Genomic DNA, 24095 nt, shown 5'->3' with positions numbered 1-24095 from the left:
GACTGTTACTGATCAGACATCAGTGCGACATTGCCGCCTGCGGCTGCAGTGTTGATCGTGATGGTTTGCTCAGTCGCGAAGCGCGCAAGGTAATGTGGGCCGCCAGCTTTCGGTCCGGTTCCAGACAGGCCCTGCCCGCCGAAAGGTTGCACGCCGACGACTGCACCGATCATGTTGCGGTTGACGTAAATGTTTCCAACTGCGAGCCGATCGATGATCTCGTCGATCGTCTCATCAATTCGTGAGTGAATGCCAAGGGTCAATCCATAGCCGCTGGCGGCGATGGATTGCAGAACAGCGCCCAATTTGTCGGATTTATACCGCACCACATGGAGGATGGGGCCGAACACTTCCTCGGTAAGTTCGGCAGCATTCGATAGCTCAAAAATATGCGGGGCGACGAAATTGCCTGTCGCCGGTGCGACGCCGGCAAAATGCACGCGGGATTGCGTTCTCATGCGTGCGATGTGTGCGTCGAGGCGCAGCTTTGCATCTGCATCGATAACAGGACCGATCTGGATGGCGGGATCGCGCGGATCGCCAACTTTCAACTCGTTCGCGGCGCCCGCGATCATCGCGATCATGCGGTCGGCGACGTCGTCCTGGACGAACAGCAGCCGGAGGGCTGAACAGCGTTGGCCAGCTGAGCGGAACGCCGATATCGCCACGTCATCGGCGACTTGTTCAGGCAGGGCGGTCGCATCAACAATCATGGCATTGATGCCGCCCGTTTCGGCGATGAGTGGCACAATTGGGCCGTCTTTGGCAGCAAGCGCGCGATTGATGGACCGCGCGACTTCAGTTGATCCTGTAAAGACAACGCCCGCGACATTGGGGTGATCGACAAGTGCTGCGCCGACTTTGCCATCGCCTTGAACCAAGTGAAGCGCTGACGCCGGTATGCCGACTTCGTGCAGCAGCTTGATAATCTCTGCAGCGATCAGTGGTGTTTGTTCTGCAGGCTTGGCAACGACAGTGTTGCCGGCCATCAGGCCAGCGGCGATCTGTCCGAGAAAGATCGCAAGCGGGAAATTCCACGGCGAGATAGCGACAATGACGCCGCGGCCGCGCAGCCGCAAAGCGTTGCTCTCGCCGGTGGGGCCGGGCATCTGGACGTCATGACCAAACAGCCGGCGTCCTTCCATCGCATAGTAACGGCAGAAGTCGATGGCCTCGCGGACTTCCGATACGGCGTCGTCGATGGTCTTGCCGCCTTCGGTCTGCAGAAATGCGATGAAGCGCGGCATGCGCTGCTCGAGCAGACTGGCTGCACGCTCGAGAGTAGATGCGCGGATCTCGGCTGGCGTTCTGCTCCATGCCGCGAAGCCGGATTGGGCTGCAGCCATTGTCTTTGCTAGGTCGTCGGAGCTTGGAGGCGGGGCTTTCGTAGGAAGCAATGCAGCCTCCCGGGTAACCGATTGCAGCAGGGCATCAAGTGCAGTTCGATCGCCGAACTCGATACCGCGCGAATTGAGGCGCAGAAGATAAAGATCAGGTGGCCGAGGCAAATGGGGCAGGCGGGCGTTGCTCGCAGCTCCTATGAGAGCTTCCGGCCGCTCCAGTAGTTTGAGGACAGGGATGGTCTCGTCGGAGGCCTGCGCCACAAATGATGAGTTCGCGCCGTTCTCCAGGAGGCGGCGCACGAGATAAGCCAGCAAATCGCGATGACTTCCCACCGGTGCGTAAGTTCGACACGGGAGAGTCGGTTTATCTTCGTTCAGCTGTGCATAAAGGGCGTCGCCCATCCCGTGCAGGCGCTGGAATTCGAAATCCCGACTGCTGCCCGCAAGCTCAGTGATCGTCGCGACGGAGAGCGCGTTATGAGTCGCAAATTGCGGGAACAGGCGCGGGCGAAGTGCCAGCAATTTTCGCGCGCAAGCGACATAGTTCAGGTCAGTCATCGCCTTGCGCGTAAACACCGGATAGTCGTCAAGGCCGCGCTCCTGCGCGCGCTTGATCTCGGTGTCCCAATAGGCGCCCTTGACGAGGCGGACCATCATGCGCCGGTCATAGCGGGAGGCGAGATCATGGATATGATCGATCACCGCTTCTGCGCGCTTCTGATAAGCTTGAATGGCCAGACCGAAACCATCCCAGCGCGCGAGTGAGCTATCGGAAAACACCTGATCGATGACATCGAGTGACAACTCGAGCCGGTCGGCCTCTTCGGCATCGATGGTGAAATTCAGGTCAAATGTTTTCGCGCGCCGCGCCAGCTCCGTCACGAGCGGCACCAGCTCTGCCACCACGCGGGTTCGGCTCAGTGGCTCATAGCGCGGATGCAACGCGGACAGCTTCACCGAAATGCCGGGACGGTCCGGCAAAGGCTTGCTTCCTGCCGCATGTCCGATCGCGTCAATGGCTGCGGCGTAGGACGCGAAGTAGCGCCTGGCGTCCGCCGCAGTGCGCGCGCCTTCGCCCAGCATGTCAAATGAATAGCGGTGGCCGTGAACTCGGTCACTGCCGGCGCGTGCGAGAGCCGCGTCGATGGTCTCGCCCAGCACGAAATGATTGCCCATGAGGCGCATCGCCTGACGCGTGGCCGTGCGCACGGCGGGAAGACCAAGGCGTTTGGCGAGAAGGCCGATGGTGCCACTCGGCGTTTCACCGGGCTGGATGACGCGTGCGGACATGCCAAGCGCCCACGCCGATGCATTGACCAACAAGGCATTCGACCGGATCTGATGATGGGCGAAATCGCCCTGACCCAGCTTGTCTTCGATGAAGCGATCCGCAGTGGCAGCATCGGGAACCCGCAGCAAGGCCTCGGCCATCACCATCAGGGCGAGCCCCTCTTTGGTGGAGAGCGCGAATTCCCGCAGCATGTCCTCGACGCCGCCGAACCCAGTATCTTGGCTGCGAATTGCCTCGATCAGCTTCGTCGCGGTCTGATCGATTCGGGCATTCTTGTCTGGCGTGAGCGGCGGCAAGGCAAGCAGCCGCGCTGCAATCCGGGTGTCATCTGCCGCGTAAGGCGCGGAAAATGGCGGGACCTTGGAATGGGCTGTGGACATGACATCCTCTTGAGCAAATCCTAGTCTTGGAAGCCGCCACAATTCCATCCGAATATGCATGGCATGCGCGATCTGTCTGTTGATTGCACATCAAATCCGCCATACTTCTTCCTCGCGAAACCTCAACAGGGCAGTCCGTTGTCTGGATTTTCTTCCCGTATCGCCATCGCTGTGGCGCTGTTTGGCCTTGTGTTCGGCGTGCTGCCGGCCCGTGCCCTTCAACTCAGTCCGCAGCAGGCGGACTTGTATACGTCGGTCTCGATCAACCCGCCGAACGCCAGCGAGATGACGGTTTGCTATGGCTTTGTCTGCCGTCGCCGCGCACTGCTTGATTTTTCAGCCGCCGACAGAAAGCAATTGGCGCAAATTCTGGCGACCGGGAAGGCAACCGCCACCGCTGAACGTGCTGCTATTCAGAAAGCCGTGATCTGGTTTGATCACCGCGTTGGCCCCATGATCGGGACCAACAAACGCGTGGAACGGGCGGACATCCGAACGGGGGCCGACGCCAGCAATTTCGACTGTTGGGATTCCACCCGGAATACGTCGAGCTTTCTGCTGGTGCTGCAGGAGTGGGGGCTGTTGAAACACCACACGGTCGGTAACCCCCGGTATCGAGGTAATATTCTTACGATGCAGTTGCCGCACAACACGGCGGTGATCGTTGAAAAAGAAAGCGGGATCGAGTGGTCCGTTGATATGTGGACCACCAAGTACCTGCAGGCGCCGGAGGTGATGCTCGTGGAGAAATGGCTGCGGGAAGACTGAGAGCCAGCTACGTCTGTGCCGGTGTTTTCTTCGTCGCCGCCCAATAGCGATCTCGCAGGTGACGTTTCACCAATTTCCCGGTTGGCGTCCGCGGCAGTTCAACTTCGAAATCCACGCTTTTCGGGCACTTGAGTGGCGACAGCCGTTGGCGGCAAAAGGCGATGAGCTCGGCTTCGAGCTCTTTCCCGGACGCCGACATGTTGTGTGGTTGCACCACGGCCTTGACTTCTTCGCCCATTTCCTCGTTCGGCACGCCGAAGACCGCAACATCGGCCACCGCGGAATGCGTAATCAAAATATCTTCGGTTTCCTGCGGGTAGATGTTCACGCCGCCTGAGATGATCAGGTAGGCCTTGCGGTCGGTGAGATAGAGAAATCCGTCTGCATCGACATAACCGACGTCGCCAAGCGTGGACCATCCTTTGGAATTGTAGGCGCGTTTGGTCTTTTCGGGATCGTTGTGATAGGCGAACTGCGGTGCATCGGCGAAATACACCGTGCCGACCTCGCCAACCGGCACCTCCTCATCGTTGTCATTGACAATCTTCACCTTGCCGACGACGGCGCGTCCGACGGTGCCGCGATGGGTCAACCATTCTTGCGAATTTGAAACGGTGACGCCATTCCCTTCCGAGCCGGCGTAGTATTCGACGATGATCGGACCCCACCAGTCGATCATCTTCGCCTTGACTTCGACGGGGCACGGCGCGGCGGCATGGATCGCCGATTTCAGCGACGAGATGTCATACCGGGTACGGACGTTGTCCGGCAGCTTGAGCATGCGGACAAACATCGTCGGCACAAGCTGCGAGACATTGACGCGATGCTTCTCGACGAGCTTGAGGTATTCTTCGGCGTCGAAGTGCTCCATAATGATCGAAGTGCCGCCAAGTACGCCGACCATCATGTTAAAGCGCAGCGGAGCGGCGTGATAGAGCGGCGCCGGCGAGAGATAGATGCTGTCCGAAGACATGCCGTACATGTCGACGCACAGATATTTCAGGAAAGCGTTGGGGACGAGGATCGAAGTTTCGCTCCCGACACGGCGGACACCTTTTGGCCGTCCGGTGGTGCCTGACGAATAGAGCATGTCGAAGCCTGCGGTCTCATCAGCAATGGGCGTTATGGGCTGAGCGGTGCGCTCATTGTTCCACGACCGAAATCCGGGACGGGCCTCACCCGTCATGAAGAAGATGGGGGCATCTGCACTTAATGAAATCAATTCTGCGATCGTCTCGCCGCACTTCGGGGTGGTGATGACAACCTTGGCCCCGCAATCCTTGACGATATAAGCGATCTCATCGGCGGTGAGGTAGCGGCTGATGGCCGTATAGTAGAGACCACTGCGCTGGGCCGCCCAGCAGATTTCCATGAACGCGAGAGAGTTCTCCATCAGGATGGCGATGTGGTCGCCATTGCGCAGCCCGAGCTTGCGAAACAGATGCGCTCCCTGGTTGGAACGCTGATCGAGCTCGCGATACGTAATCGCCTCGCCGCTTTTCGCCATTTGATAGGCGATCTTGTCAGGCGTCGTCTGCGCGTGAAGGGACGGATGAGTCATGCTGAAGCGACCTGCTGCGGCGGACATAGGAGCTGGCGTGAAACAATAAAGGCGGGTGATGAGCCCGCCTTTATTATCGTCAAAGTCGTTCGACGATTGTCACATTCGCCATGCCGCCGCCTTCGCACATGGTCTGCAGGCCGTAGCGCTTGTTGCGCTGCTTCAAGGCGTGAACCAGCGTGGTCATCAGTTTTGTGCCTGAACCGCCGAGCGGATGCCCGAGCGCAATTGCGCCGCCATTGACGTTGAGCCGTGCGGGATCGGCGCCGGTGTCCTTCAGCCACGCGGTTGGCACGGACGCGAAGGCTTCATTGACCTCGAACAGGTCGATGTCGTCGACTTTCATGCCGGCTTTTTTCAGCGCTTTGTGCGTGGCCGGCAGTGGTGCTTCCAGCATGATCACCGGATCATGGCCGATCATGGTCATGTGATGAATACGTGCCATTGGCGCGATGCCGAGTGCTTTCAGGCCTTTCTCGTTCACCACCATCACGCCGGAGGCGCCGTCGCAGATCTGACTGGCGCTGGCGGCGGTGATACGCCCGCCTTCGGCGAGCAGCTTGACGCTGCTGATACCGTCGAGGCTGGCATCGAAGCGGATGCCTTCATCGATGTGGTGGCTGTCGGTCGAGCCATCGGCGCGCGTAATTTGCAGCGGCACGATTTCGTCCTTGAAGGCGCCGGCCTGCGTCGCGGCGATCGCCTTCTGGTGGCTGTAATAGGAATACGCGTCGAGCTCGTCTTTTTCGATGCCGTATTTCTGCGCCATCATTTCCGCGCCGGTGAACTGGCTGAACTGGATGTTGGGATAACGTTCCTGAATATTCGGGCTCATGTACGTGCCGAAACCGTTCTTGAACGGAAGCGAGGCGGGCAGGCCCATGGGCACGCGCGTCATGCCTTCGACGCCGGCGGCAATCACGATATCCATCGAGCCCGACATCACGGCTTGTGCGGCAAAATGCAGCGCCTGCTGAGAGGAGCCGCACTGACGGTCCACCGATGTTCCGGGCACGCTTTCCGGCAGCTTCGAGGCCATCACCGCGTTGCGCGCCACATTGTTTGATTGTTCGCCGGCCTGCATGACGCAGCCCATGATGACATCTTCGACCTGCGCAGGGTCGACGCCGGTGCGATCCACCAGTGAATCCAGCACAGATGCGGCGAGATCGACGGGGTGCCAGCCCGCGAGGCGGCCTCCCTTGCGGCCTCCGGCGGTTCGGGCAGCGGCGACGATGTAAGCTTCGGCCATGTCATTCTCCCTGATTGTCGTTCTTGTTGATTGGCGAGAATTTAAGTGGCGGCTCGGGATTTAGTCAATCGGTCAATTAACTCTTGAGCAGCGTCCGATCATCGGCTTAGCTGTCATCCTTACGCAAAGGATTGCGAATGTCGCCTAGCCCTGGTCCAAAAGCGTCACGACGACAGTTGCCGGCCAAGCAAATACCGGAACGAGATGCTGCGCCGATGAATGCGACGGCTGCCAAATTGCTGGTGGCTGCGGGCGACTTGATGATCGAGCGCAATTCAACCGATATTTCGCTGAGCGATATCGCGGAGAAGTCGGGCGTCAACTCGGCGTTGGTGAAATACCATTTCGGCAACAAGGACGGTTTGCTGCTTGCGCTGCTGGCTCGCGATGCCGGTGCTGAAATGGCCAACCTTGCGTTCGTGCTCGATCAGCCAATTTCACCGACCGAGAAATTGAAGCGGCACATTGCCGGTATCATCAACGCCTACTACCGTTTTCCGTATCTGAACCGACTGATCCATCTGCTGCTGCATCAAGGCAGCGAGGAGACGGCGAGAGAGGTCAATCGTTTCTTTGTCACACCGCTGTTCGAGTTTCAGCGCAGGCTGCTGGCGGAGGGCATTGCCGCAGGAGAATTCCGTAAGGCTGACCCGGCATTGTTCTACACAAGCCTGGTGGGTGCCTGCGACCATCTTTTCTACGGGCGACAGATGAGCGCGCGCTTTGGTGCGAATGGCATTACGGATGCCGTTCGCCGCGAGTATATCGCCCACATGACCAACCTGATCCTGGGCGGCATGCTCACCGACAAGGCTGATATACCGAGCGATATCAGTGACAGTCCGGTTGCTCGCGCGTGATAGGGATGACGCTTGCAAATAAGAAAAACAAATCTGGGAGAGACGGATGAAGGAGCAATTGGCGGCAAAGGGCCCGCTGCGTGGTATCCGCGTCATTGAGTTCGCCGGCCTTGGTCCAGGCCCGTTCGCATCGATGATGCTGTCGGATATGGGCGCCGATGTGGTCACCATTACGCGGCCCGGACAGGGAGAGCGTGATGCGCGGGATTTCGTCCACCGCGGGCGCCGTGTGGTTGAACTCGATCTGAAGAAATCCGATCACGTTCAGCAGGCCCTCGATCTGATCGCGGCAGCGGACATTTTGATTGAAGGATTTCGCCCGCAAGTGATGGAGCGTCTTGGCCTCGGACCCGACGTTGCAATGAAGCGCAACCCGCGTCTGGTCTACGGCCGCATGACGGGCTGGGGGCAGACCGGGCCTCTCGCTTTCGCGGCAGGTCACGACATCAACTACATCGCGATCACGGGTGCGCTGGATTCCTTCCGATCTTGCGATGGCGATACGGTTTCGCCGCTCAATCTTGTCGGCGACTATGGCGGTGGCGCGCTCTACCTTGCGGTCGGCGTATTGGCTGCGGTGATTGAGGCGCGCACATCCGGCAAAGGGCAGGTGGTCGACGCCGCGATGTGCGATGGCGTGACCAACATGCTGACCCTGTTTCACAGCATGCGCGCGCTGGGTCTCTGGCACGAGAAGCCACGGACCAACATGTTGGATGGTGGCGCCCACTTCTATCGCACTTACGAGTGCAAGGACGGGCGGTATATGGCGATCGGGGCGATCGAGCCTCAGTTTTATGCGGAGTTGAGAAAACTCGCTGGCCTCGATGAGGCCTGTTTTGACAACCAGATGAATCGCGAACAGTGGCCGGATCTACAGGAAAAGATGACGGCGCTGTTCAAGACCAGGACGCGCGAGGAATGGACGACGATCCTCGAAGGATCGGACGCTTGCGCAGCACCTGTCGTTGGAATGTTCGAGGCGCCGCTGCATCCGCATCTCGCTGCACGCCAGACCTTTGTTGATGTGCATGGTGGCGTTCAGCCGGCACCTGCCCCACGCTTTTCACGAACGCCATCGGCCATTCAAGGATCGCCCGCAACGCCGCCAGTCGATGCTGCAGACATTCTGTTGCAATGGTCCGAATTGACCGCCAACCACGTTGCGTAATCAACTTCAAAACAAACAGGAAACATCCCATGCAGCTCAAGGATATCTCGGTTCTCGTCACAGGCGGCGGCTCTGGTCTTGGCGCGGCGACGGCGCGCGCCATGGCAGCCAAAGGCGCCAAGGTTGCCGTGATCGACATGAACAAAGAAGGCGCCGAGAAAGTGGCTGCCGAGATCAAGGGACTGGCGCTTGTGGGCGACGTCTCGGAAGAGGCGCCGGTCAAGGAAGCAATCGACAAGGCCGAAGCTGCGCACGGCACCATTCGCGTGCTGGTGAACTGCGCAGGGATCGGCGGCGCGGTCAAAACCGTCGGCAAGAACGGCGCGTATCCGCTCGATCATTTCTCCCGTGTCATTAAGGTCAATCTCATTGGCTCGTTCAATTGCATCCGGCTGGTCGCCGCACGCATGCAGACGGCGGCTCCGATCGGTGAAGAACGCGGCGTATGCATCAATACCGCGAGCGTGGCTGCCTATGATGGCCAGATCGGTCAGGCCGCATATTCCGCATCGAAGGGCGGCATTGTTGGCCTCACCTTGCCCGTGGCGCGTGATCTCGCATCGCTCAATATCCGAGTGATGACGATCGCACCGGGCCTGTTCCTGACGCCGCTGTTGATGGGATTGTCCGAAGAGGCGCGAAACAGCCTCGGTGCGCAGGTGCCGCATCCCGCACGGCTCGGCGACCCGAGCGAGTACGCCAATCTCGCGGTGCATATTGTCGAGAACCCGATGCTGAACGGCGAGGTGATCCGGCTCGACGGTGCGATCCGCATGGCGCCGCGCTAACGCGTCCAGCAGGCGAGGGCGATAAGAACAACAAAGCCCTCGCCGATGAATTCTTCAAACACACCCCGGGTGGAACGCATGAATTTCGATTTCTCCAACGATCAAAAGCAGCTTCGCGACGAAGCGCGGCGATTTTTGGCGCAGCACTGTCCGCCCAAAGCGGTCCGGGTCGTGCTGGAGGGCAAGCAACCTTACGACCGCGAGCTCTGGAAAGGGCTCGCGGAGATGGGTTTCCTTGGCGTTGCCATCCCCGAACGATTTGGTGGTGCTGGCGCGGGGTATCTCGAATTGTGCGTGATCGCCGAGGAAATGGGACGGGCGTTGGCGCCGGTGCCGTTTGCATCGACAGTCTATCTTGCCGCGGAAGCGCTTATGCTGGCCGGCAGCGATGCGCAAAAAGCCAAATGGCTTCCGGCGATTGCATCCGGTGCGGCCGTCGGAACGCTGGCGCTGTTCGAGGGCACAGGCAATCCGGCGCATAAGTCTATCAAGGTGTCCGGTTCGCAAGGCGCAATCTCCGGCACCAAGGCACCTGTCGCGGATGGGACCATAGCTGATTTCGCGATTGTTGCCGCGCGGACAGCCTCGACGGGACGCGAGAGTGACATTGGATTGTTTCTGGTTGATCTCAGCGGAGACGGCGTTCAGCGCAAGACATTGACCAACATCGACCAGTCGCACAATCAGGCGGAAATCATCTTCGACCGATGCAAGGCGGAACCGCTCGGTGCGGCCGGCGAGGGTTGGGGCATTCTCGCACGCGTGCTCGATCGTGCCGCAGTGTTGACGGCGTTTGAGCAACTTGGTGGTTCAGACCGTGCGTTGGAGATGGGGCGGGACTACGCACTCGATCGTATCGCGTTCGGCCGGCAGATCGGCTCATTCCAGGCAGTGAAGCATTTGCTCGCGGATATGTATGTCTCCGCAACGCTCGCGCGTTCGAATTGCTATTACGGCGCCTGGGCTTTGTCGACCAATGCGATGGAGCTGCCGGAGGCCGCTGCAACGGCGCGCATCAGCGCCACGCAGGCGTTCCAGCACTGTGCGAAGAACAACATCCAGGTGCATGGCGGTATGGGCTTCACTTGGGATTTCGATTGTCACCTGTATTACCGCCGCGCCAATGCACTCGCGCTGTCGCTCGGCAGCTTGTCGTACTGGGAAAACCAGTTGATCGACCGCATGCGCTTCCGCAACGCCGTATAAGAGGATTGTATCATGAATTTTGATGATACCCCGCAGGAAGCAGCTTTCCGCACTGAGGCGCGCGCCTGGATCAGCGCCAACGCACCTAAAGAACTGGAAGCGGAGCTGTCGCAGCCGACCGTTGGTCGCATCGCGCTGAAGGACAGGGACATCCTTGTCGAATCGAAGAAGTGGCAAAAGAAAAAGGCTGAAGCCGGATGGGCGTGCCTGCACTGGCCGAAGGAATACGGCGGCCGTGGCGCTTCGCCGATCGAGCGGGTCATCTGGCAGCAGGAAGAGGGCGTCTACGGCAAGCTCGAAGGTGTTTTCCTCATCGGTCAAGGCATGTGTGGCCCGACGGTGATGACATTCGGTAGCGAAGCGGACAAGGCGAAGTATCTGCCGCGACTGGCATCCGGTGAGGATATCTGGTGTCAGCTGTTCTCTGAACCGTCCGCCGGATCAGACGTCGCCGGCCTCCGCACCCGTGCGGAAAAGAAGGGTGACGATTGGATCATCAATGGCCAGAAAGTCTGGACCACGGGCGCGCATTTCTCGGACTACGGCATCGTGATCACCCGCACGGATCCGACCCAGCCTAAGCACAAAGGGCTGACGATGTTTTTCCTCGATATGAAGTCGCCTGGCGTCGAGGTGAAGCCGATCAAGCAGGCCAACGGCCAATCGGAATTCAACGAGGTCTATTTTACTGATGTGAAAATTCCGGACTCGCAGCGCCTTGGCGCTGTTAATGACGGCTGGAATGTCTCGCTGACGACGCTGATGAATGAGCGCATGTCGATCGGCGCGCGACAATCGACCGGACTTCCGGAACTGTTCGCCTTCTGTAGCAATCTGATGCTGGAAGACGGACTTGCCATCGACGACAAGAATGTGCGTTCGAAGCTGGCGAGCTGGGCCGTCAAGGCGAGTGGTTTGAAATACACCAGCTATCGTTCGATCTCGGCGCTGTCGCGCGGTGAACGCCCAGGACCGGAAAACTCTATCGGTAAATTGGTTGCTGGCACGATGCTGCAGGACATCGCGATGTTTGCCATGGATCTGCAGGGTGCTGCCGGTGTTTTGACTGATGCTGACAGTGTCGCTGCCGCCGGACAGTTCCAGTCGATCCTGCTGCGGTCGCCGTCCGATCGTATTGCGGGCGGAACGGATGAGATCCTGCGCAACATCATCGCAGAGCGTGTTCTGGGACTGCCGGGTGATATCCGCGTCGATAAGGATGTCCCCTTCAACGCCATTCCGACCAAAGGACGCTAAGCGTTATGGATGCTCAGGTCGATAACGATGACATCGCGGTCGTGGAGAAGCTTCTGGCTGCGCGGTTTTCCTGCCGCGCATTCAGGCCGGATCCGGTGCCGCGCGCCACGATCGAACGCGTTCTGACCGCGGCGCAACGAACAGCTTCGTGGTCCAACAGCCAGGCTTGGCAGGTGCACGTTCTCAGCGGCAGCGCCGCCAGCACGTTCGCGGACGTTATGTATCAAGCTGCGAGCAATGGTGCCTCGCACGCCGGCGACTTTCCGTTCCCGCGCGAATACCGAGGCATTTATCTCGATCGGCGGCGTGAAACCGGGTTTCAACTCTATGGTGCGCTTGGGATCGCCCGCGGTGACAAGGACGCTTACCGCAAACAATCGCTCGAGAACTTCCGCCTCTTTGGCGCTCCCCACGTGGCGATCATCACCAGCGACGAAGCACTCGGAGTCTATGGCGCGGTCGACTGCGGTGGTTACGTCAGCAACTTCATGCTGGCCGCACAAGCCGTGGGCCTCGCCACTATCGCGCAGGCAGCCCTTGCCGTTCATTCGGATGTGATTCGCGAACATCTCGGCATCGCTGCGGATAGGCGCGTGGTTTGCGGAATTTCATTCGGATATCCTGACCAGAATCATCCGGCCAACAGCTATCGGACGCGCCGGGCGGCTATTCCTGAGGCAGTCACCTTTGTGGGCGACTAAATGCTGAAGCGGGCTACTGATTCGAATCACGTTCCACATTCCAGACCGGCGATCTTTCTACAAAAAGTGAATGCGCGGCCGAACCTGGTGGGTTGGTTAACCTTCCGTTAGGATATTGCATTGCATCCTTCCCATCAGGGAGATTTGCAATGTGGTCGAGCCGCACAGTCTTTGAAAACGATGCCTGCCCCGTCGGTGACGATCTGCTCGGGAGCCTCTATCGCGCGAGTCCGCACGGACTGGCCGAGCTGGTGGAAACCGTGTCTTCCGATGTTCGCGCGATGCTTGCCCTGTTCTGCTACCGACGCGCCCATCTTCACTCATTAAGCCTTGCGATTGCGGCAACCTGCAATGAGCGGGACCTGGTCGAACAAGGCGGAACCGTTGGCGCGACCCTCTTCGCGGTGTCACGCGAAGCTCCGGCGACCAACTCTTCCTCCGCGCCAAGCAGCCGCCGTTCCATTACGCTATCCACCGCGCCACTCAGCACTTTCGTCGATGTGAACGACGATGACTTTGACGGCGAGGATAACGACACCGCCGCAGCCTCGACCATCTCCGGGGATACAGATTCTTCTGTCGCCGCCGAAACGACCGCAGTCTAAGGACGTCTCTTAGCGCGATTTTAGCTCTGGCGTGGGCCGCGCATACGCTTCAACGCGTCTTCGACGCTTCGCCAGGTCTTGGCCTGGTCCGTCTTCCCTTCCGCTTCACATTCAACCGCGCGTTCTGCTGCCTTCGCGATGGCATTCTGACCGAATGTCTCCATCAACTGCCGGGCATAGGTATGAATTTCCGTCTGTAACATAGCCTTTGCTCCCTGTTCGGGAGAGTTGACGTCACAGCAGGCGCTTCGTTCCGCGATTATTCGATAGAATCGATAGCGAGTTCCGGAAGGCCGAACTTGCGCCGGGCCATGGCGCATTCTGGATCTCCGGGCATGCAGGTTCGGCAAACCTCTGGCCGAACGGCATAAATTCCACATGCCGTGGCCTCGCCGATTTTCCCGGTCAATGCACAGCATCGTTCGCCATCGCACCGCATGCCGGACAGCCGTTCGTTGACGAGTTCCGCAGGGATTAAATCCAGCGCTGCGTCGTCCTCAATGGTGAACCGTGGCCAGTTCCGGGAGTAGGAGCAGCACGCGCCACAGCTTTGGCAGGGACTATCCATCGTTCATTTGCTCACGCATGCGGGACATATGCATGCTCTTCATCCATTTGACTCGCAAGGCTGTCCGCCGCTCAGGATAATGCTCCTCAAGAAAGTGCGCCTGTACGATCCGGTCGATGCGAAAACTGCGAAAATCTGCGCGTAGCTCGCACCAGCCCGCCAGATGCCGGACGGCCTCGAGATAACCGACCGCAATCGGCCAAATCGTACGTCGTGTGCCGCGGCCATGCTCATCGCGGTAATCGAGCTCGATCTTTTTCTCCGCATGAATATGCGCGCGCAAACGCGTCATATCGATGGTGTCGTCCTCTTGATCCAATTTCGGCGCCGCGCGGCTGGCTGGTTCGAGCGCGAGCGGCTGGAGGCGTTCGGGAATGGTTTCGACGATCTTCGCAATCAGGTCGTGCGCCGCCTTTGCCAGCACTGGGTCTGCGCGTCCGGCGACCCATTGTGCGCCCAGTACGGCCGCTTCGATCTCATCCGGTGTTAGCATGAGAGGGGGCATATCAAACCCCTTTTCCAGCACATAGCCGGTGCCGGCTTCGCCTCTGATGGGCACGCGCTGCCCGATCAAAGTAGCGATGTCGCGATAAATCGTGCGCTTGGACGTTTCGAGTTCGCTGGCTATCGCCTCCGCCGTCAACGGTTTGCGAGTACGTCGAAGCACTTGAATGATTTGAAACAGCCGATCGGCGCGTCTCATTGAGTCAATCCCGCCCGAGTGAAGACCATGGTTTGCTGCTGACACCACGTTGGCAACAGGGGGTAGCTAGAAACAGGCATCTCATCAACAAAACAAGGATGCCGCCATGATCACGCTTTACGGCTTCGGCCCCTATTTTGGACTTCCGGAGGCTAGCCCCTTCGTGACCAAGACTGAGGTTCAGCTCAAAATGTCGGGTCTTGCTTATGCCAAGGAGATCGGCGCCCGTGACCAGTCGCCGAAGGGACAGTTACCCTACCTCGATGATGGTGAAACGCGTATCGCGGATTCGACCTTTATTCGCAAGCATATCGAGAAAACCCATGGTGTCGACCTTGATGCCGCACTCGACGAGCGTCAGCGCGCGGAAGCCTGGGCCATCGAACGGATGGTCGAAAATCAGCTCTATTGGATGCTGGTCCATATGCGTTGGGGTATGCCGGCGAATTTTACCAAGGGGCCGTCGCAGTTCTTCGACACCGCCCCGGAACCCGTTCGTGACCAGCTCCGATGCGAAGCTCAGGCACGCGTCAAGGATGTCGTCTACATGGCGGGACCAGGGCGCCACGCTTTGCCGGAAATAGTGGAACTGGGTACGAAGTCACTGTCATCGCTATCGATGCTTCTGGGCTGGAAGCCCTACCTTATGGGTGATCGTCCATGCGGAGTGGATGCGACGGCTTTCGGTGTTTTGGCAGGCTTGCTGACGCCATTTTTCGATTCGCCATTGCGTGATCACGCATCGGAATTCGCCAACCTTGTGGCCTATGTTGATCGGATGATGGCGCAGTATTATCCGAGGCATGCATGGCAGCCGCTGGAAGCGGCCGCCTAAGCTGTGTGAAGCAGTTGCTACGATGACTTCGAAAGCAACTGCTTCAGTTGCGCAACTTCTGCTTCGAGTGCCGCAATCCGCTCGTCGCGTTGGCCGACGACAGCTGCGACATCGGCCACATCAAGCTTCTGCGGGATGTGCTGCGGGCAGTTCATGTCCCAGGCGCTAACCTTGAACAGGATCACCTGGTCGGACTTCGCCTTGTAGCCGCGTGGCATCAGCGAAGCGACCAGCGCGGGATCATCTTCGACCACCCGCGCTTCTCCCCACAGCTTAACGCGGCGGCGGTGCACGTAGTCGATCAGGAAAATGTACGCCTTCGGGTTCTCCGACAGATTTCCCTGCGTGATGTACTGCTGGTTACCGCGGAAATCCGCGAACGCGAGCGTGCTCTTGTCCAGAATGTGAATGAAACCGGGGGGGCCACCGCGATGCTGGATGTAAGGCTGCCCATCAGCCGTGGATGTGGCCAGGAAAAAACTCGTCTGCTCGCTGATGAAAGCCGCTAGATTTTCATCGATTTCGGTTCGCCATCCGCCCCGTTCTTCGACGCGGGCGTAACTCTCGCGCGAGCCTTTGCGGGTTTGAATCGCTTTGACCGCCGGGGTGAAGGCAACATCGCTCGAAACATGGATATCGGTCATCAAAGACTTCCTAAGCACGACACGATTTTGACTACACAAATAAGCTGTTGCACATGTGGGCGCAATCTTCGCCATTGACAGTTCATCATTGCATAATATGAAATAATCCGATGGACCGTATCGATGCCATGCAAGCCTTCGTCGCGGTGGCAGATCTAGAGGGTTTTGCCCCTGCTGCCCGTAAGCTCGGGCTGTCCGCGTCGGCGATTACGCGATTGGTCGCCGGTCTCGAGGAGCGGCTCGGGGCGCGGCTTCTACAGCGCACGACACGGTCGGTAACGCTCACTGACGTCGGCGAGCGCTATCTGGAGCGGGCGCGGCGCATTCTCGGAGATGTCGAGGAGGCAGAGGCGTCGGCGCAAGCCGAGCGCAGCCAACCCTCAGGTCGGCTCGTCGTCTCCGCACCGTTGGTGTTTGGGCGTCTGCATGTCGGCAACATGATGTCGGCCTATCTGAAACAATACCCGGCCGTCAGCGCTGAATTGCGGTTGTCGGATCGCATGGTCAATCTTGTCGACGAGGGCATCGATGTTGCGGTTCGCATCGGACATCTCGCGGATTCAAGTCTGGTCGCGCGTAACGTCGGCGATATGCGGCAAGTGGTTGTGGCATCGCCGGCATATCTGGAAGAGCGCGGAACGCCGTTGAAGCCATCCGATCTTGCTCAACACGCGATTGTTCGTTTCACCGGCCGCAGCCCGCTCAGCGAATGGAACTTCAAGGAGAACGGGCGCGATGTTCGTGTGTCGCATGTTTCTCGCTATGCCACCAACAGCGCGGATGCCGCAGTTCTGCATGCTGAACAGGATGGTGGTCTCGCGATGGTGCTTGCTTATCAAGCCGCGGAAGCCATCGAGGCAGGACGACTCAAGATCGTGCTGGCCGATTACGAACCGCCGCCGATGCCAATCAATCTCGTCTATCCGACATCACGCCTGCTGTCCGCGAAGGTGAGAGCCTTTATCGACCTCGTCGTCGAGCAAGCAGACTGGCGTTTTTCAAAAACATACGACGAGAAGTAGTTGTCGGAACGTGTGAAGGAAACGCGTCAAAACTAGAATCTAGAGCTTCTTTCGCAGCACCTTGAACGTTGCATTGGCCCGCGCGCACGGTTCACCATCGGCGGTGACAAAACATTGCGCAAAACAGATTGATCCGCCGAGCTTGATAAAATCAGTCTCGACAGCCAGCCATTGCCCTACATTCGCTGAACCAAGAAAATCGATGCCGAGAGATACTGTTACAAGCCCGTGCGGATGTTCGGGCATTCTGCCGACACAGCTCAGTCCCATTGCGTTGTCGGCGAGTGTCGTGATCAAGCCGCCGTGGGCAATGCCACGCGAATTGGTGTGAACTTGTGCCAACCGAAGGCCGATGATCAAGGCATTGTCTGTCTTCTTCGCATAGATCGGTTCCCAGGGCTCGGTGACGGGGCTTCGTCGCGAATGACGTTCAAAGCCTGACGGAATATCGGCAACGGTCATGGTCTGTCTCCTTGAAGCGCACACGATTTCACTGCCAGAATTGATAGGCGATGCGTGTGATGCGCTCATTGGAAATCAAAGTTTGAAACGATCGCGTCTCGGTTGTTTCAAACGTGCGCGGAGGGTGACGGTTGCATGAACGCGGGCTAGCGATCTTGGTGCGGTATGCCGCCGCCATTTTCTGACGAGCAACCAGCGCCCCGATTCCATTTCGGAGCGTCCGGGTCAAGCGGTCCAAACCGCGTCGAAGCCATTGCAAATGACGGATAACTTGTATCTGTATGGCGGAGGTTTTGAGTGCGATGGTGCGCCGCAATGGCGCGATTGTCGTGGTGTTTCGCGGTTGAAGAAACCGACAGGGAGGACTGAATGAAACGATCAATTTTGGCTGCCGTGGCGTTTGTGGCCTCGGCTGCGCTGCCGGGTCTGACGACACCGGCTTCGGCGCAGGACATGACTGTGGGTATCAGCATCAGCACCACGGGGCCGGTTGCCGCCCTCGGTGTTCCGGAGAAGAACGCGCTGGACTTCGTGCCGACCGAAATCGGCGGCGTGAAGATCAAGACCATTGTGCTCGATGACGCGGGCGACCCGACCAATGCCACCACCAATGCGCGGCGTTTCGTGACCGAGTCCAATGCCGATATCATCATCGGCTCGTCGGCCACGCCGCCGGCGATTGCGGTTGCCACCGTTGCCAACGAAGCTGGTGTTCCTCATTTCAGCCTTGCGCCAATCCCAGTTACCCCGGCTCGCGAAAAGTGGACCGCCGTGCTGCCGCAGCCCGTGCCGATCATGGGCAAGGTGCTTTATGAGCACATGAAGAAGAACGGCGTGAAGACAATTGGCTACATCGGCTTCTCGGATTCCTATGGGGATCTGTGGCTCAACGATCTCAAGAACCAGACCAGCGCGATGGGCGGTCTCACCATCGTTGCCGACGAGCGCTACGCGCGTCCCGACACGTCAGTGACGGGGCAGGTGCTGAAGCTTGTGTCTGCCAATCCCGACGCCATTCTGATCGGTGCTTCCGGCGCGGGTGCGGCGTTGCCGCAGACCGCGCTTCGCGAGCGCGGCTACAAGGGCCTGATCTATCAGACCCACGGTGCCGCGGCGATTGACTTCATCAAGATTGCTGGAGCGTCGGCGGAAGGCGTTATCATGGCTTCCGGGCCAGTGATGGCTCCAGAAGAGCAGGCTGACAGCGCGCTGACGAAGAAGCCGGGTCTCGCTTTGGATACGGCCTATGAAGCAAAGTACGGCGCGAACACCCGCAGCCAGTTCGCCGGGCATATGTATGATGCGTTCGAAATGCTCAAGCGCGTTGTGCCGGTGGCTTTGAAAACGGCGAAGCCGGGCACACCTGAATTCCGCGAAGCCATTCGTCAGGCGCTGCTCACGGAGCGGGAAATTCCGGCGACTCAGGGCGTTTACAACTTCACCGAAAAAGATCGCTTCGGGACCGATGATCGTTCGCGCATTCTTCTGACCGTGAAGAATGGAAAGTACACGATGATCAAGTAACTGGATGACCTCCAGTCTTGAAGCTCAGATCAATGGTCGGGTTCGCCCGGCCATTTTTATTGCACTACGAGAATCTAGAGACCGAGATAGCTCGCCACCACGCGTTCGTCGGCGCCGATGTCCTTGGCCGATCCGCTCATGACGAATTCGCCAAGCTCCATCACGTAGGCCCGATCGGCGATGTCCAGTGCAGCGCGCGCATTTTGCTCGACAAGCAGCACCGAAACGCCCATTTGCCGCAGCTCGCCGATAATGCGGAAAATATCAGCCACGATCAGCGGCGCGAGGCCGAGGCTTGGTTCGTCCAACATCAGCAGCTTGGGATCGCTCATCAATGCGCGACCCATTGCCAGCATTTGTTGTTCACCGCCCGAGAGCGTCCCAGCGAGTTGAGTGCGACGTTCTTTCAGGCGCGGGAATAGCGTATAAACGCGTTCCTGTTCGCTTGCCGCCTTTGCGCGAGCGACACGGAAGCCGCCGAGTTGAAGATTTTCTTCGACGGTCATGGTGCCGAACAATTCGCGATGCTCGGGCACAATGCAAAGCCCTTCGGCGACACGATCCTCGATGTCGAGGCGGCTGATCTGCTTGCCCCTGAATGTCACGCTGCCGGTGAGGGGCAGGATGCCCATGATCGCATTCAGCAGCGTAGTCTTGCCGGCGCCGTTGGCACCGATAATGGTAACGATCTCTCCGGCATTCACGTCGAGCGTGACATTGCGTACGGCCTCGACATTGCCGTAGGAGATCGATACATCGGAGACGGTCAGCGGCGGAGGGCTCATGCCGCGCCTCCAAGGTAGGCCTTGATCACATCAGGATTGGTGCGAATGGCGCTAGGGACGCCCTCGGCAATCTTGGTGCCGAATTCAAGAACAACGATTCTGTCGGCAATATCCATGACGAAACCCATGTCGTGCTCGACCAGCAGCACCGACATGCCCTCATTGCGAAGCTGCCGCAGCAGTGCGGACAATTTTTGCTTTTCCATGTGGCGCAGCCCTGCAGCCGGCTCGTCGAGCAACAACAGCAATGGATTGACGCACAAGGCGCGCGCGATCTCGACGATGCGTTGCTGTCCGAGAGAGAGATTTCCAGCCAGTTGATGCATCTGCTCGCCGAGGCCGACGCGGTCAATCTGGCGGGCTGCTTCGGAAAGCAGCTTTTCTTCGTCCGAACGATCCAGCCGCAACATGCTGGCAATGGGGCCCGCATGTCCGCGCAGATGCGTGCCGAGTGCGACATTCTCCAGCACGGTCATGTCCGGCACGAGTTTGACGTGTTGGAATGTCCGGGCAACACCGAGTTTCACGATGCCTTGCGGCGACGCATTGCTGACGTTTTTGCCGAGAACGGAAATGCTGCCGCCCGATGCAGGCAACACACCAGTGATCAAATTGAACGTGGTGCTTTTTCCGGCGCCGTTCGGTCCGATCAGAGCGACGATCTCGCCAGTCCCAACATCGAAGCTGACATCGTTGACCGCGATAACGCCGCCGAATTGCTTGCGCGCCTTCACGATGTTTAGAAGAGGTTTCTCGCTTTCTTGCGGGCGGTGCGCCGCCGGAAGGGCTTCGCTCGCTTCAGGCCGGCGCGGTGTCGACGTGAATGGAAAAAGTGCTCCGAGCCGCGGCCACATTCCACCTGGTGCGACTTGCAGCAAAGCCACCAGCAAAATGCCGAAGATCACGGTTTCGAGCTGAGCCGAACCATGAAAGACAACCGGCAGGGTGCTTTGCAGAAATTCTTTGAGCACCACGACAATGCCCGCGCCGAGCACGGCACCCCACACATAACCGGCACCGCCGACCACGGCGATGAACAGGTATTCGATGCTGGCGTTGAGGCCGAACGGTGTCGGGTTCACTGCGCGCTGGAAGTGCGCGTACAGCCATCCGGACAGTCCGGCGAGCACAGCGGCATAGATAAACACCAGCAGCTTGGCGCGTGCGGTTTCCACACCGAAGGCTTCCGCGGCTACGTGGCCGCGTCGCAGGGCCCTGATTGCGCGGCCGGTGCGTGAGTCCAAAAGGTTCGTGGTCAACACTGCACAGATGATCACGGCAAACCAGATGGCGAAATAGATTCTGCCAGGATCTGCTAACTGAAACGAGCCAAGTGAGAGAGGGTGAATGCCGGAGATGCCGTCGTTGCGTCCGAGAAATTCCAGTTTGCCGAACAGGTAAAACAGGCTCAGTCCCCAGGCGATGGTCCCCAGCGGCAGGTAGTGACCCGAGAGCCGCACCGTCATCAGGCCAAGTACCACAGCGGCTGCACCGCTCACGATCAACGCGATTGGTAACGTCAGCCATGGTGACAGGCCATAAGATGTCGTCAGCAGCGCGGTAGCGTAGCCGCCGAAGCCGCAGAACGCGGCCTGGCCAAATGATGTCAGGCCGCCGACGCCGGTCAGCAGCACGAGACCCATCGCGACCAGTGCAGCCATGCCAATGTTGTCGAGCAGCACGATCCAGAACGGAGGAATTCCTGGAACGAAGGGAACGAGCGCCATGACCAGCGCGAAGATCATCACCATCCAGCGTTGCGAAATCGCCATCAGTCGTTCTCCTCTTCGACTTGCGGCGAAGCGAGCGAACGCGCGACCAGGACGGGCAACAACAGCGTAAAGACGATGACTTCTTTGTAATTGCTGGCATAGAACGAGGAAAAAGCTTCGACGATGCCGACCACAAGTGCGGCAATGGCGGTGAGAGGATAGCTCACCAGGCCGCCGATGATCGCAGCGACGAAACCTTTCAAACCGATCAGGAAGCCGGTGTCATAGTACACGGTGGTGATCGGCACGATCAGAATGCCCGAGATGGCGCCAATGATCGCGGCCAACAGAAATGCAATCTGGCCCGAGAGCGACGTGCGGATTCCAACGATACGGGCGCCAAGGCGATTGACGGCGGTGGCGCGCAAGGCCTTGCCGTAGAGCGTGTGTCCGAACAGCAGCCAAAGGCCAATGATCAGCAGGATGGTGATCACGTAGATGGCGATGTTTTGACCGGTAAAGCGTAAGGGCCCGATCGTGAATGCCGCGGTTGAAATCGCCGGTCCACGGAGCCCTTCGGGACCGAAGAAAGCGAGACCCAACCCCTGCAGCGCGAAGTGAATACCGACCGATGCGATCAGCAGCACCAGAACCGATGCATGGGCGATCGGCTGATAGGCGATGCGATAGAGATAGAGGCCGATGGGGGCGACGATCACGATGGACAATACGAAGTTGAGCCACACGTTAGCTGGCTGACCGATGAACATCGTCACGATGCCGTAGATCATGAGCGGCAGTGCGATGTTCAGCGCAAACGAACGCAGGAACAGCCGTCCGCTCATGGTATTGCGGCGGCTAATCATGTCGAAGCAAAATGCGACCACGCCCAAGGCAATGGCAAGCGAAGTGGTCCCTGGCATTTTGCCTGCAGAGAGCATGGCGTAAGTCAGCGCGCCGAACGTGACAAACTCGCCCTGCGGGATCAGGATCACGCGGGTCACGGCGAAAACCAGCACCAGCGCAAGGCCGAGGAGCGCATAGATCGCGCCGCTGGTAATTCCGTCCTGCAGCAGGAACAGAAGAATCGTGCTGTCCAAAATGCCCCCTCACGCGCCGCGCGTGCTGCGGAAGTGATCCGCCAACCAGACCAAACGGCGGTTGAGTTCCGCACCGTCGATTTTGCCGGTGTTCTTAACGGCTAAGGCGACCAAGCTCAAGAACGCCAATTCCGGTGCGTGGGGCGCAGTTTAGGAGACCCGATCGACCAGCACGATGCGGATATCGTTAACGTTCGTCAGGGTAGGGCCGGTATTTAGGAGATCGCCGGTCGCGGTGAAAAACGCGGTTGCGTCGTTGTTGTCGAGGTAGGCTTTCGGGTCGAGCTTGAGTTCGCGCATTTTCGCGAATGTCCACCGATCACAAATCGCGCCGGCAGGATCGGTCGCGTTTCCCGCACCGCCGTCGGCGCCGTCGGTATCGCCAGCCAGCACTGAAATGCCGGTCGTATCCGCAAGTAGATCCGCAAGCGCCAGCACATATTCCTGGTTCGGGCCGCCGCGGCCGTTGCCGCGCACGGTCACAGTCAGCTCACCGCCGGACAGAATGGCGAGCTTTTTCCCCTCGGCCTGGGCCTTCAGCGCCAGTTGGGCATGGGCGGCGGCAACGTCGCGCGCCTCTCCCTCCAAGTCGGCGCCGAGGTCGATGACGTCGTAACCAGCCTGCTTTGCCACCGCGACGGCGGCATCGAGAGATTCACGCGGCCGCGCGATGATCTTGAATTCCGCGCGTTCGAATGCCGCGTCTCCTGGCTTGCAGCTTTCGTTGCGCGGATCATTGAGAGCATCGCGGACCGCATCCTCCGCCTTGATGCCATAGCGTTCGACGATCGTACGTGCATCGGCGAGTGTCGTCTGGTCGGGCACAGTGGGGCCGGATGCAATCGTCGCAGGATCGTCATGCGGGACGTCGGAAATCGCCAACGTCAAAATCGGAGCGGGGGCTGCGGCGCGAGCAAGGCGTCCACCCTTGATGCGCGAGAGATGCTTGCGCACGGTGTTCATCTCGAAAATCGGAGCACCGGATCGCAACAGACTTTTGTTCATCTGCTGCTTCTGGGCGAATGAGACGCCTTCGGCTGGGGCGATCCAGTTGGCCGATCCGCCGCCTGACATCAGCACGAGCACCAGATCGTCAGCCTTCGCGGTCTCGGCAAGTTCGAGGGTGCGGCCGGCGGCTTTCATTCCGGCTTCATCCGGGACGGGATGGCCAGCCTCGACGACTTCGATACGCCGGGTGGGGACGCCATGGCCATGCCGCGTGGTGGCAAGGCCCGACAGCCGCGAGGGATCGAGCTTGACCGTGTCGAGATAATGCCGTTCGGCGGCGGCAGCCAATGCGCCTGCGCCTTTGCCGGCTGCGAGGCATATAATCCGTCCACGCGGTGGCGAGGGCAGGTGAGCAGCGAGAATGCGGTCAGGATGGGCTGCGGCAACCGCGGCATCGAAGATCGCGTGCAGCAGGGGACGTCTGTCGGTCATTGCGGCATCTTGGTCACGTGGCGGGAGGCTCACACATCGCACGGTGATCCCGTCAATAAAAGGGCCCTTCGCAAGTTATTGCGAAGGGCCTTGTTGCGTTGCAGCAGAATTAAACTG

23 protein-coding genes are annotated in these 24095 nt (G+C 59.2%); 11 read left to right on the top strand and 12 right to left on the bottom strand.

The window, feature by feature from the left end; all coding sequences use genetic code 11:
• Positions 1-5: 5 nt before the first annotated feature.
• Positions 6-3014 (bottom strand): bifunctional proline dehydrogenase/L-glutamate gamma-semialdehyde dehydrogenase PutA, encoded by a 3009-nt coding sequence (gene putA / locus ACZ5C3_RS26440; protein ID WP_464034067.1) that lies wholly within the window; start codon positions 3012-3014, stop codon positions 6-8.
• A 171-nt stretch (positions 3015-3185) separates the two neighbouring features.
• Here putA and ACZ5C3_RS26435 point away from each other — a divergent pair, with 171 nt between their 5' ends.
• Positions 3186-3782 carry a hypothetical protein gene (locus ACZ5C3_RS26435; protein WP_464034066.1) on the top strand — a complete coding sequence of 199 codons (597 nt, stop codon included), beginning with the start codon at positions 3186-3188 and terminating at the stop codon, positions 3780-3782.
• 7 nt (positions 3783-3789) lie between these two features.
• Here the strand turns inward: ACZ5C3_RS26435 and ACZ5C3_RS26430 are convergent, their stop codons facing one another.
• A complete protein-coding gene (locus ACZ5C3_RS26430) occupies positions 3790-5343 on the bottom strand; it encodes an acyl-CoA synthetase (protein WP_464034065.1) in 1554 nt (517 codons plus the stop codon).
• 79 nt (positions 5344-5422) lie between these two features.
• Positions 5423-6595, bottom strand: a complete 1173-nt coding sequence (locus tag ACZ5C3_RS26425) for an acetyl-CoA C-acetyltransferase (RefSeq protein WP_464034064.1) — start codon at positions 6593-6595, stop codon at positions 5423-5425.
• A 137-nt stretch (positions 6596-6732) separates the two neighbouring features.
• Between ACZ5C3_RS26425 and ACZ5C3_RS26420 the strand changes: the two genes are divergently transcribed.
• From ACZ5C3_RS26420 to ACZ5C3_RS26390, 7 genes are all read left to right on the top strand, one after another.
• Positions 6733-7455, top strand: coding sequence for a TetR family transcriptional regulator (locus tag ACZ5C3_RS26420; protein WP_464034063.1), 723 nt, complete (start codon positions 6733-6735; stop codon positions 7453-7455).
• 46 nt (positions 7456-7501) lie between these two features.
• A complete protein-coding gene (locus ACZ5C3_RS26415; protein WP_464034062.1) occupies positions 7502-8626 on the top strand; it encodes a CaiB/BaiF CoA transferase family protein in 1125 nt (374 codons plus the stop codon).
• Between the two features lie 29 nt (positions 8627-8655).
• Positions 8656-9414, top strand: a complete 759-nt coding sequence (locus ACZ5C3_RS26410) for an SDR family NAD(P)-dependent oxidoreductase (RefSeq protein ID WP_464034061.1) — start codon at positions 8656-8658, stop codon at positions 9412-9414.
• Positions 9415-9492: 78 nt separating this feature from the next.
• Positions 9493-10620 (top strand): acyl-CoA dehydrogenase family protein, encoded by a 1128-nt coding sequence (locus tag ACZ5C3_RS26405; RefSeq protein ID WP_464034060.1) that lies wholly within the window; start codon positions 9493-9495, stop codon positions 10618-10620.
• A 12-nt stretch (positions 10621-10632) separates the two neighbouring features.
• Positions 10633-11877 carry an acyl-CoA dehydrogenase gene (locus ACZ5C3_RS26400; protein ID WP_464044366.1) on the top strand — a complete coding sequence of 415 codons (1245 nt, stop codon included), beginning with the start codon at positions 10633-10635 and terminating at the stop codon, positions 11875-11877.
• Between the two features lie 5 nt (positions 11878-11882).
• Positions 11883-12578, top strand: coding sequence for a nitroreductase (locus tag ACZ5C3_RS26395; protein WP_464034059.1), 696 nt, complete (start codon positions 11883-11885; stop codon positions 12576-12578).
• Positions 12579-12727: 149 nt separating this feature from the next.
• On the top strand, positions 12728-13183 hold the full coding sequence (locus tag ACZ5C3_RS26390; protein ID WP_464034058.1) for a hypothetical protein: 456 nt from the start codon (positions 12728-12730) through the stop codon (positions 13181-13183).
• A gap of 20 nt (positions 13184-13203) precedes the next feature.
• Here the strand turns inward: ACZ5C3_RS26390 and ACZ5C3_RS26385 are convergent, their stop codons facing one another.
• The 3 genes from ACZ5C3_RS26385 to ACZ5C3_RS26375 are packed head-to-tail and all read right to left on the bottom strand — an operon-like array spanning position 13204 to position 14454.
• Positions 13204-13386 carry a hypothetical protein gene (locus tag ACZ5C3_RS26385; RefSeq protein ID WP_464034057.1) on the bottom strand — a complete coding sequence of 61 codons (183 nt, stop codon included), beginning with the start codon at positions 13384-13386 and terminating at the stop codon, positions 13204-13206.
• Between the two features lie 56 nt (positions 13387-13442).
• Positions 13443-13751, bottom strand: a complete 309-nt coding sequence (locus ACZ5C3_RS26380) for a YkgJ family cysteine cluster protein (RefSeq protein WP_464034056.1) — start codon at positions 13749-13751, stop codon at positions 13443-13445.
• Positions 13744-14454: a helix-turn-helix transcriptional regulator gene (locus ACZ5C3_RS26375; protein WP_464034055.1), complete on the bottom strand. Its 711-nt coding sequence runs from the start codon at positions 14452-14454 to the stop codon at positions 13744-13746. Before ACZ5C3_RS26375 ends, ACZ5C3_RS26380 begins: the two co-directional genes overlap by 8 nt.
• Before the next feature lie 106 nt (positions 14455-14560).
• On the opposite strand from ACZ5C3_RS26375, the gene ACZ5C3_RS26370 reads away from it, so the two are divergent.
• On the top strand, positions 14561-15289 hold the full coding sequence (locus tag ACZ5C3_RS26370) for a glutathione S-transferase family protein (protein ID WP_464034054.1): 729 nt from the start codon (positions 14561-14563) through the stop codon (positions 15287-15289).
• 17 nt (positions 15290-15306) lie between these two features.
• On the opposite strand, the gene ACZ5C3_RS26365 is transcribed toward ACZ5C3_RS26370, so the two are convergent.
• Entirely contained in the window at positions 15307-15933 is a 627-nt protein-coding gene (locus ACZ5C3_RS26365) for a pyridoxamine 5'-phosphate oxidase family protein (RefSeq protein WP_464044365.1), read from the bottom strand.
• A 110-nt stretch (positions 15934-16043) separates the two neighbouring features.
• Between ACZ5C3_RS26365 and ACZ5C3_RS26360 the strand changes: the two genes are divergently transcribed.
• Positions 16044-16955, top strand: a complete 912-nt coding sequence (locus ACZ5C3_RS26360; RefSeq protein ID WP_464034053.1) for a LysR family transcriptional regulator — start codon at positions 16044-16046, stop codon at positions 16953-16955.
• Positions 16956-16994: 39 nt separating this feature from the next.
• Here ACZ5C3_RS26360 and ACZ5C3_RS26355 read toward each other — a convergent pair whose 3' ends face one another.
• Complete coding sequence (locus ACZ5C3_RS26355) at positions 16995-17417, bottom strand: PaaI family thioesterase (RefSeq protein ID WP_464034052.1); 423 nt, start codon at positions 17415-17417, stop codon at positions 16995-16997.
• A 369-nt stretch (positions 17418-17786) separates the two neighbouring features.
• Between ACZ5C3_RS26355 and ACZ5C3_RS26350 the strand changes: the two genes are divergently transcribed.
• Positions 17787-18941, top strand: coding sequence for an ABC transporter substrate-binding protein (locus ACZ5C3_RS26350; RefSeq protein WP_464034051.1), 1155 nt, complete (start codon positions 17787-17789; stop codon positions 18939-18941).
• 74 nt (positions 18942-19015) lie between these two features.
• Here ACZ5C3_RS26350 and ACZ5C3_RS26345 read toward each other — a convergent pair whose 3' ends face one another.
• The 4 genes from ACZ5C3_RS26345 to ACZ5C3_RS26330 form a co-directional block, all read right to left on the bottom strand.
• Positions 19016-19726, bottom strand: coding sequence for an ABC transporter ATP-binding protein (locus ACZ5C3_RS26345; RefSeq protein WP_464034050.1), 711 nt, complete (start codon positions 19724-19726; stop codon positions 19016-19018).
• Positions 19723-21498 (bottom strand): branched-chain amino acid ABC transporter ATP-binding protein/permease, encoded by a 1776-nt coding sequence (locus ACZ5C3_RS26340; protein WP_464034049.1) that lies wholly within the window; start codon positions 21496-21498, stop codon positions 19723-19725. Before ACZ5C3_RS26340 ends, ACZ5C3_RS26345 begins: the two co-directional genes overlap by 4 nt.
• Positions 21498-22538, bottom strand: a complete 1041-nt coding sequence (locus ACZ5C3_RS26335) for a branched-chain amino acid ABC transporter permease (protein ID WP_464034048.1) — start codon at positions 22536-22538, stop codon at positions 21498-21500. Before ACZ5C3_RS26335 ends, ACZ5C3_RS26340 begins: the two co-directional genes overlap by 1 nt.
• 150 nt (positions 22539-22688) lie before the next feature.
• Positions 22689-23978 (bottom strand): glycerate kinase type-2 family protein, encoded by a 1290-nt coding sequence (locus tag ACZ5C3_RS26330; protein ID WP_464044364.1) that lies wholly within the window; start codon positions 23976-23978, stop codon positions 22689-22691.
• Positions 23979-24095 lie beyond the last annotated feature (117 nt).

The sequence above is a fragment of the Afipia dichlorophenoxyacetatis genome (assembly GCF_055386385.1).
This window is presented reverse-complemented; position numbering and strand designations above follow the sequence as displayed.

What these genes read in the sequence shown, in the direction of transcription:
- ACZ5C3_RS26360 (WP_464034053.1), top strand. Translation starts at nt 16,044, where the DNA reads ATGGACCGTATCGATGCCATGCAAGCCTTCGTCGCGGTGGCAGATCTA.
- ACZ5C3_RS26350 (WP_464034051.1), top strand. Translation starts at nt 17,787, where the DNA reads ATGAAACGATCAATTTTGGCTGCCGTGGCGTTTGTGGCCTCGGCTGCG.
- ACZ5C3_RS26430 (WP_464034065.1), bottom strand. Translation starts at nt 5,343, where the DNA reads ATGACTCATCCGTCCCTTCACGCGCAGACGACGCCTGACAAGATCGCC.
- ACZ5C3_RS26365 (WP_464044365.1), bottom strand. Translation starts at nt 15,933, where the DNA reads ATGACCGATATCCATGTTTCGAGCGATGTTGCCTTCACCCCGGCGGTC.
- ACZ5C3_RS26425 (WP_464034064.1), bottom strand. Translation starts at nt 6,595, where the DNA reads ATGGCCGAAGCTTACATCGTCGCCGCTGCCCGAACCGCCGGAGGCCGC.
- ACZ5C3_RS26420 (WP_464034063.1), top strand. Translation starts at nt 6,733, where the DNA reads ATGTCGCCTAGCCCTGGTCCAAAAGCGTCACGACGACAGTTGCCGGCC.
- ACZ5C3_RS26390 (WP_464034058.1), top strand. Translation starts at nt 12,728, where the DNA reads ATGTGGTCGAGCCGCACAGTCTTTGAAAACGATGCCTGCCCCGTCGGT.
- ACZ5C3_RS26340 (WP_464034049.1), bottom strand. Translation starts at nt 21,498, where the DNA reads ATGGCGATTTCGCAACGCTGGATGGTGATGATCTTCGCGCTGGTCATG.
- ACZ5C3_RS26345 (WP_464034050.1), bottom strand. Translation starts at nt 19,726, where the DNA reads ATGAGCCCTCCGCCGCTGACCGTCTCCGATGTATCGATCTCCTACGGC.
- ACZ5C3_RS26385 (WP_464034057.1), bottom strand. Translation starts at nt 13,386, where the DNA reads ATGTTACAGACGGAAATTCATACCTATGCCCGGCAGTTGATGGAGACA.
- ACZ5C3_RS26375 (WP_464034055.1), bottom strand. Translation starts at nt 14,454, where the DNA reads ATGAGACGCGCCGATCGGCTGTTTCAAATCATTCAAGTGCTTCGACGT.
- ACZ5C3_RS26395 (WP_464034059.1), top strand. Translation starts at nt 11,883, where the DNA reads ATGGATGCTCAGGTCGATAACGATGACATCGCGGTCGTGGAGAAGCTT.
- ACZ5C3_RS26330 (WP_464044364.1), bottom strand. Translation starts at nt 23,978, where the DNA reads ATGACCGACAGACGTCCCCTGCTGCACGCGATCTTCGATGCCGCGGTT.
- ACZ5C3_RS26415 (WP_464034062.1), top strand. Translation starts at nt 7,502, where the DNA reads ATGAAGGAGCAATTGGCGGCAAAGGGCCCGCTGCGTGGTATCCGCGTC.
- ACZ5C3_RS26405 (WP_464034060.1), top strand. Translation starts at nt 9,493, where the DNA reads ATGAATTTCGATTTCTCCAACGATCAAAAGCAGCTTCGCGACGAAGCG.
- ACZ5C3_RS26410 (WP_464034061.1), top strand. Translation starts at nt 8,656, where the DNA reads ATGCAGCTCAAGGATATCTCGGTTCTCGTCACAGGCGGCGGCTCTGGT.
- putA (WP_464034067.1), bottom strand. Translation starts at nt 3,014, where the DNA reads ATGTCCACAGCCCATTCCAAGGTCCCGCCATTTTCCGCGCCTTACGCG.
- ACZ5C3_RS26380 (WP_464034056.1), bottom strand. Translation starts at nt 13,751, where the DNA reads ATGGATAGTCCCTGCCAAAGCTGTGGCGCGTGCTGCTCCTACTCCCGG.
- ACZ5C3_RS26355 (WP_464034052.1), bottom strand. Translation starts at nt 17,417, where the DNA reads ATGACCGTTGCCGATATTCCGTCAGGCTTTGAACGTCATTCGCGACGA.
- ACZ5C3_RS26400 (WP_464044366.1), top strand. Translation starts at nt 10,633, where the DNA reads ATGAATTTTGATGATACCCCGCAGGAAGCAGCTTTCCGCACTGAGGCG.
- ACZ5C3_RS26370 (WP_464034054.1), top strand. Translation starts at nt 14,561, where the DNA reads ATGATCACGCTTTACGGCTTCGGCCCCTATTTTGGACTTCCGGAGGCT.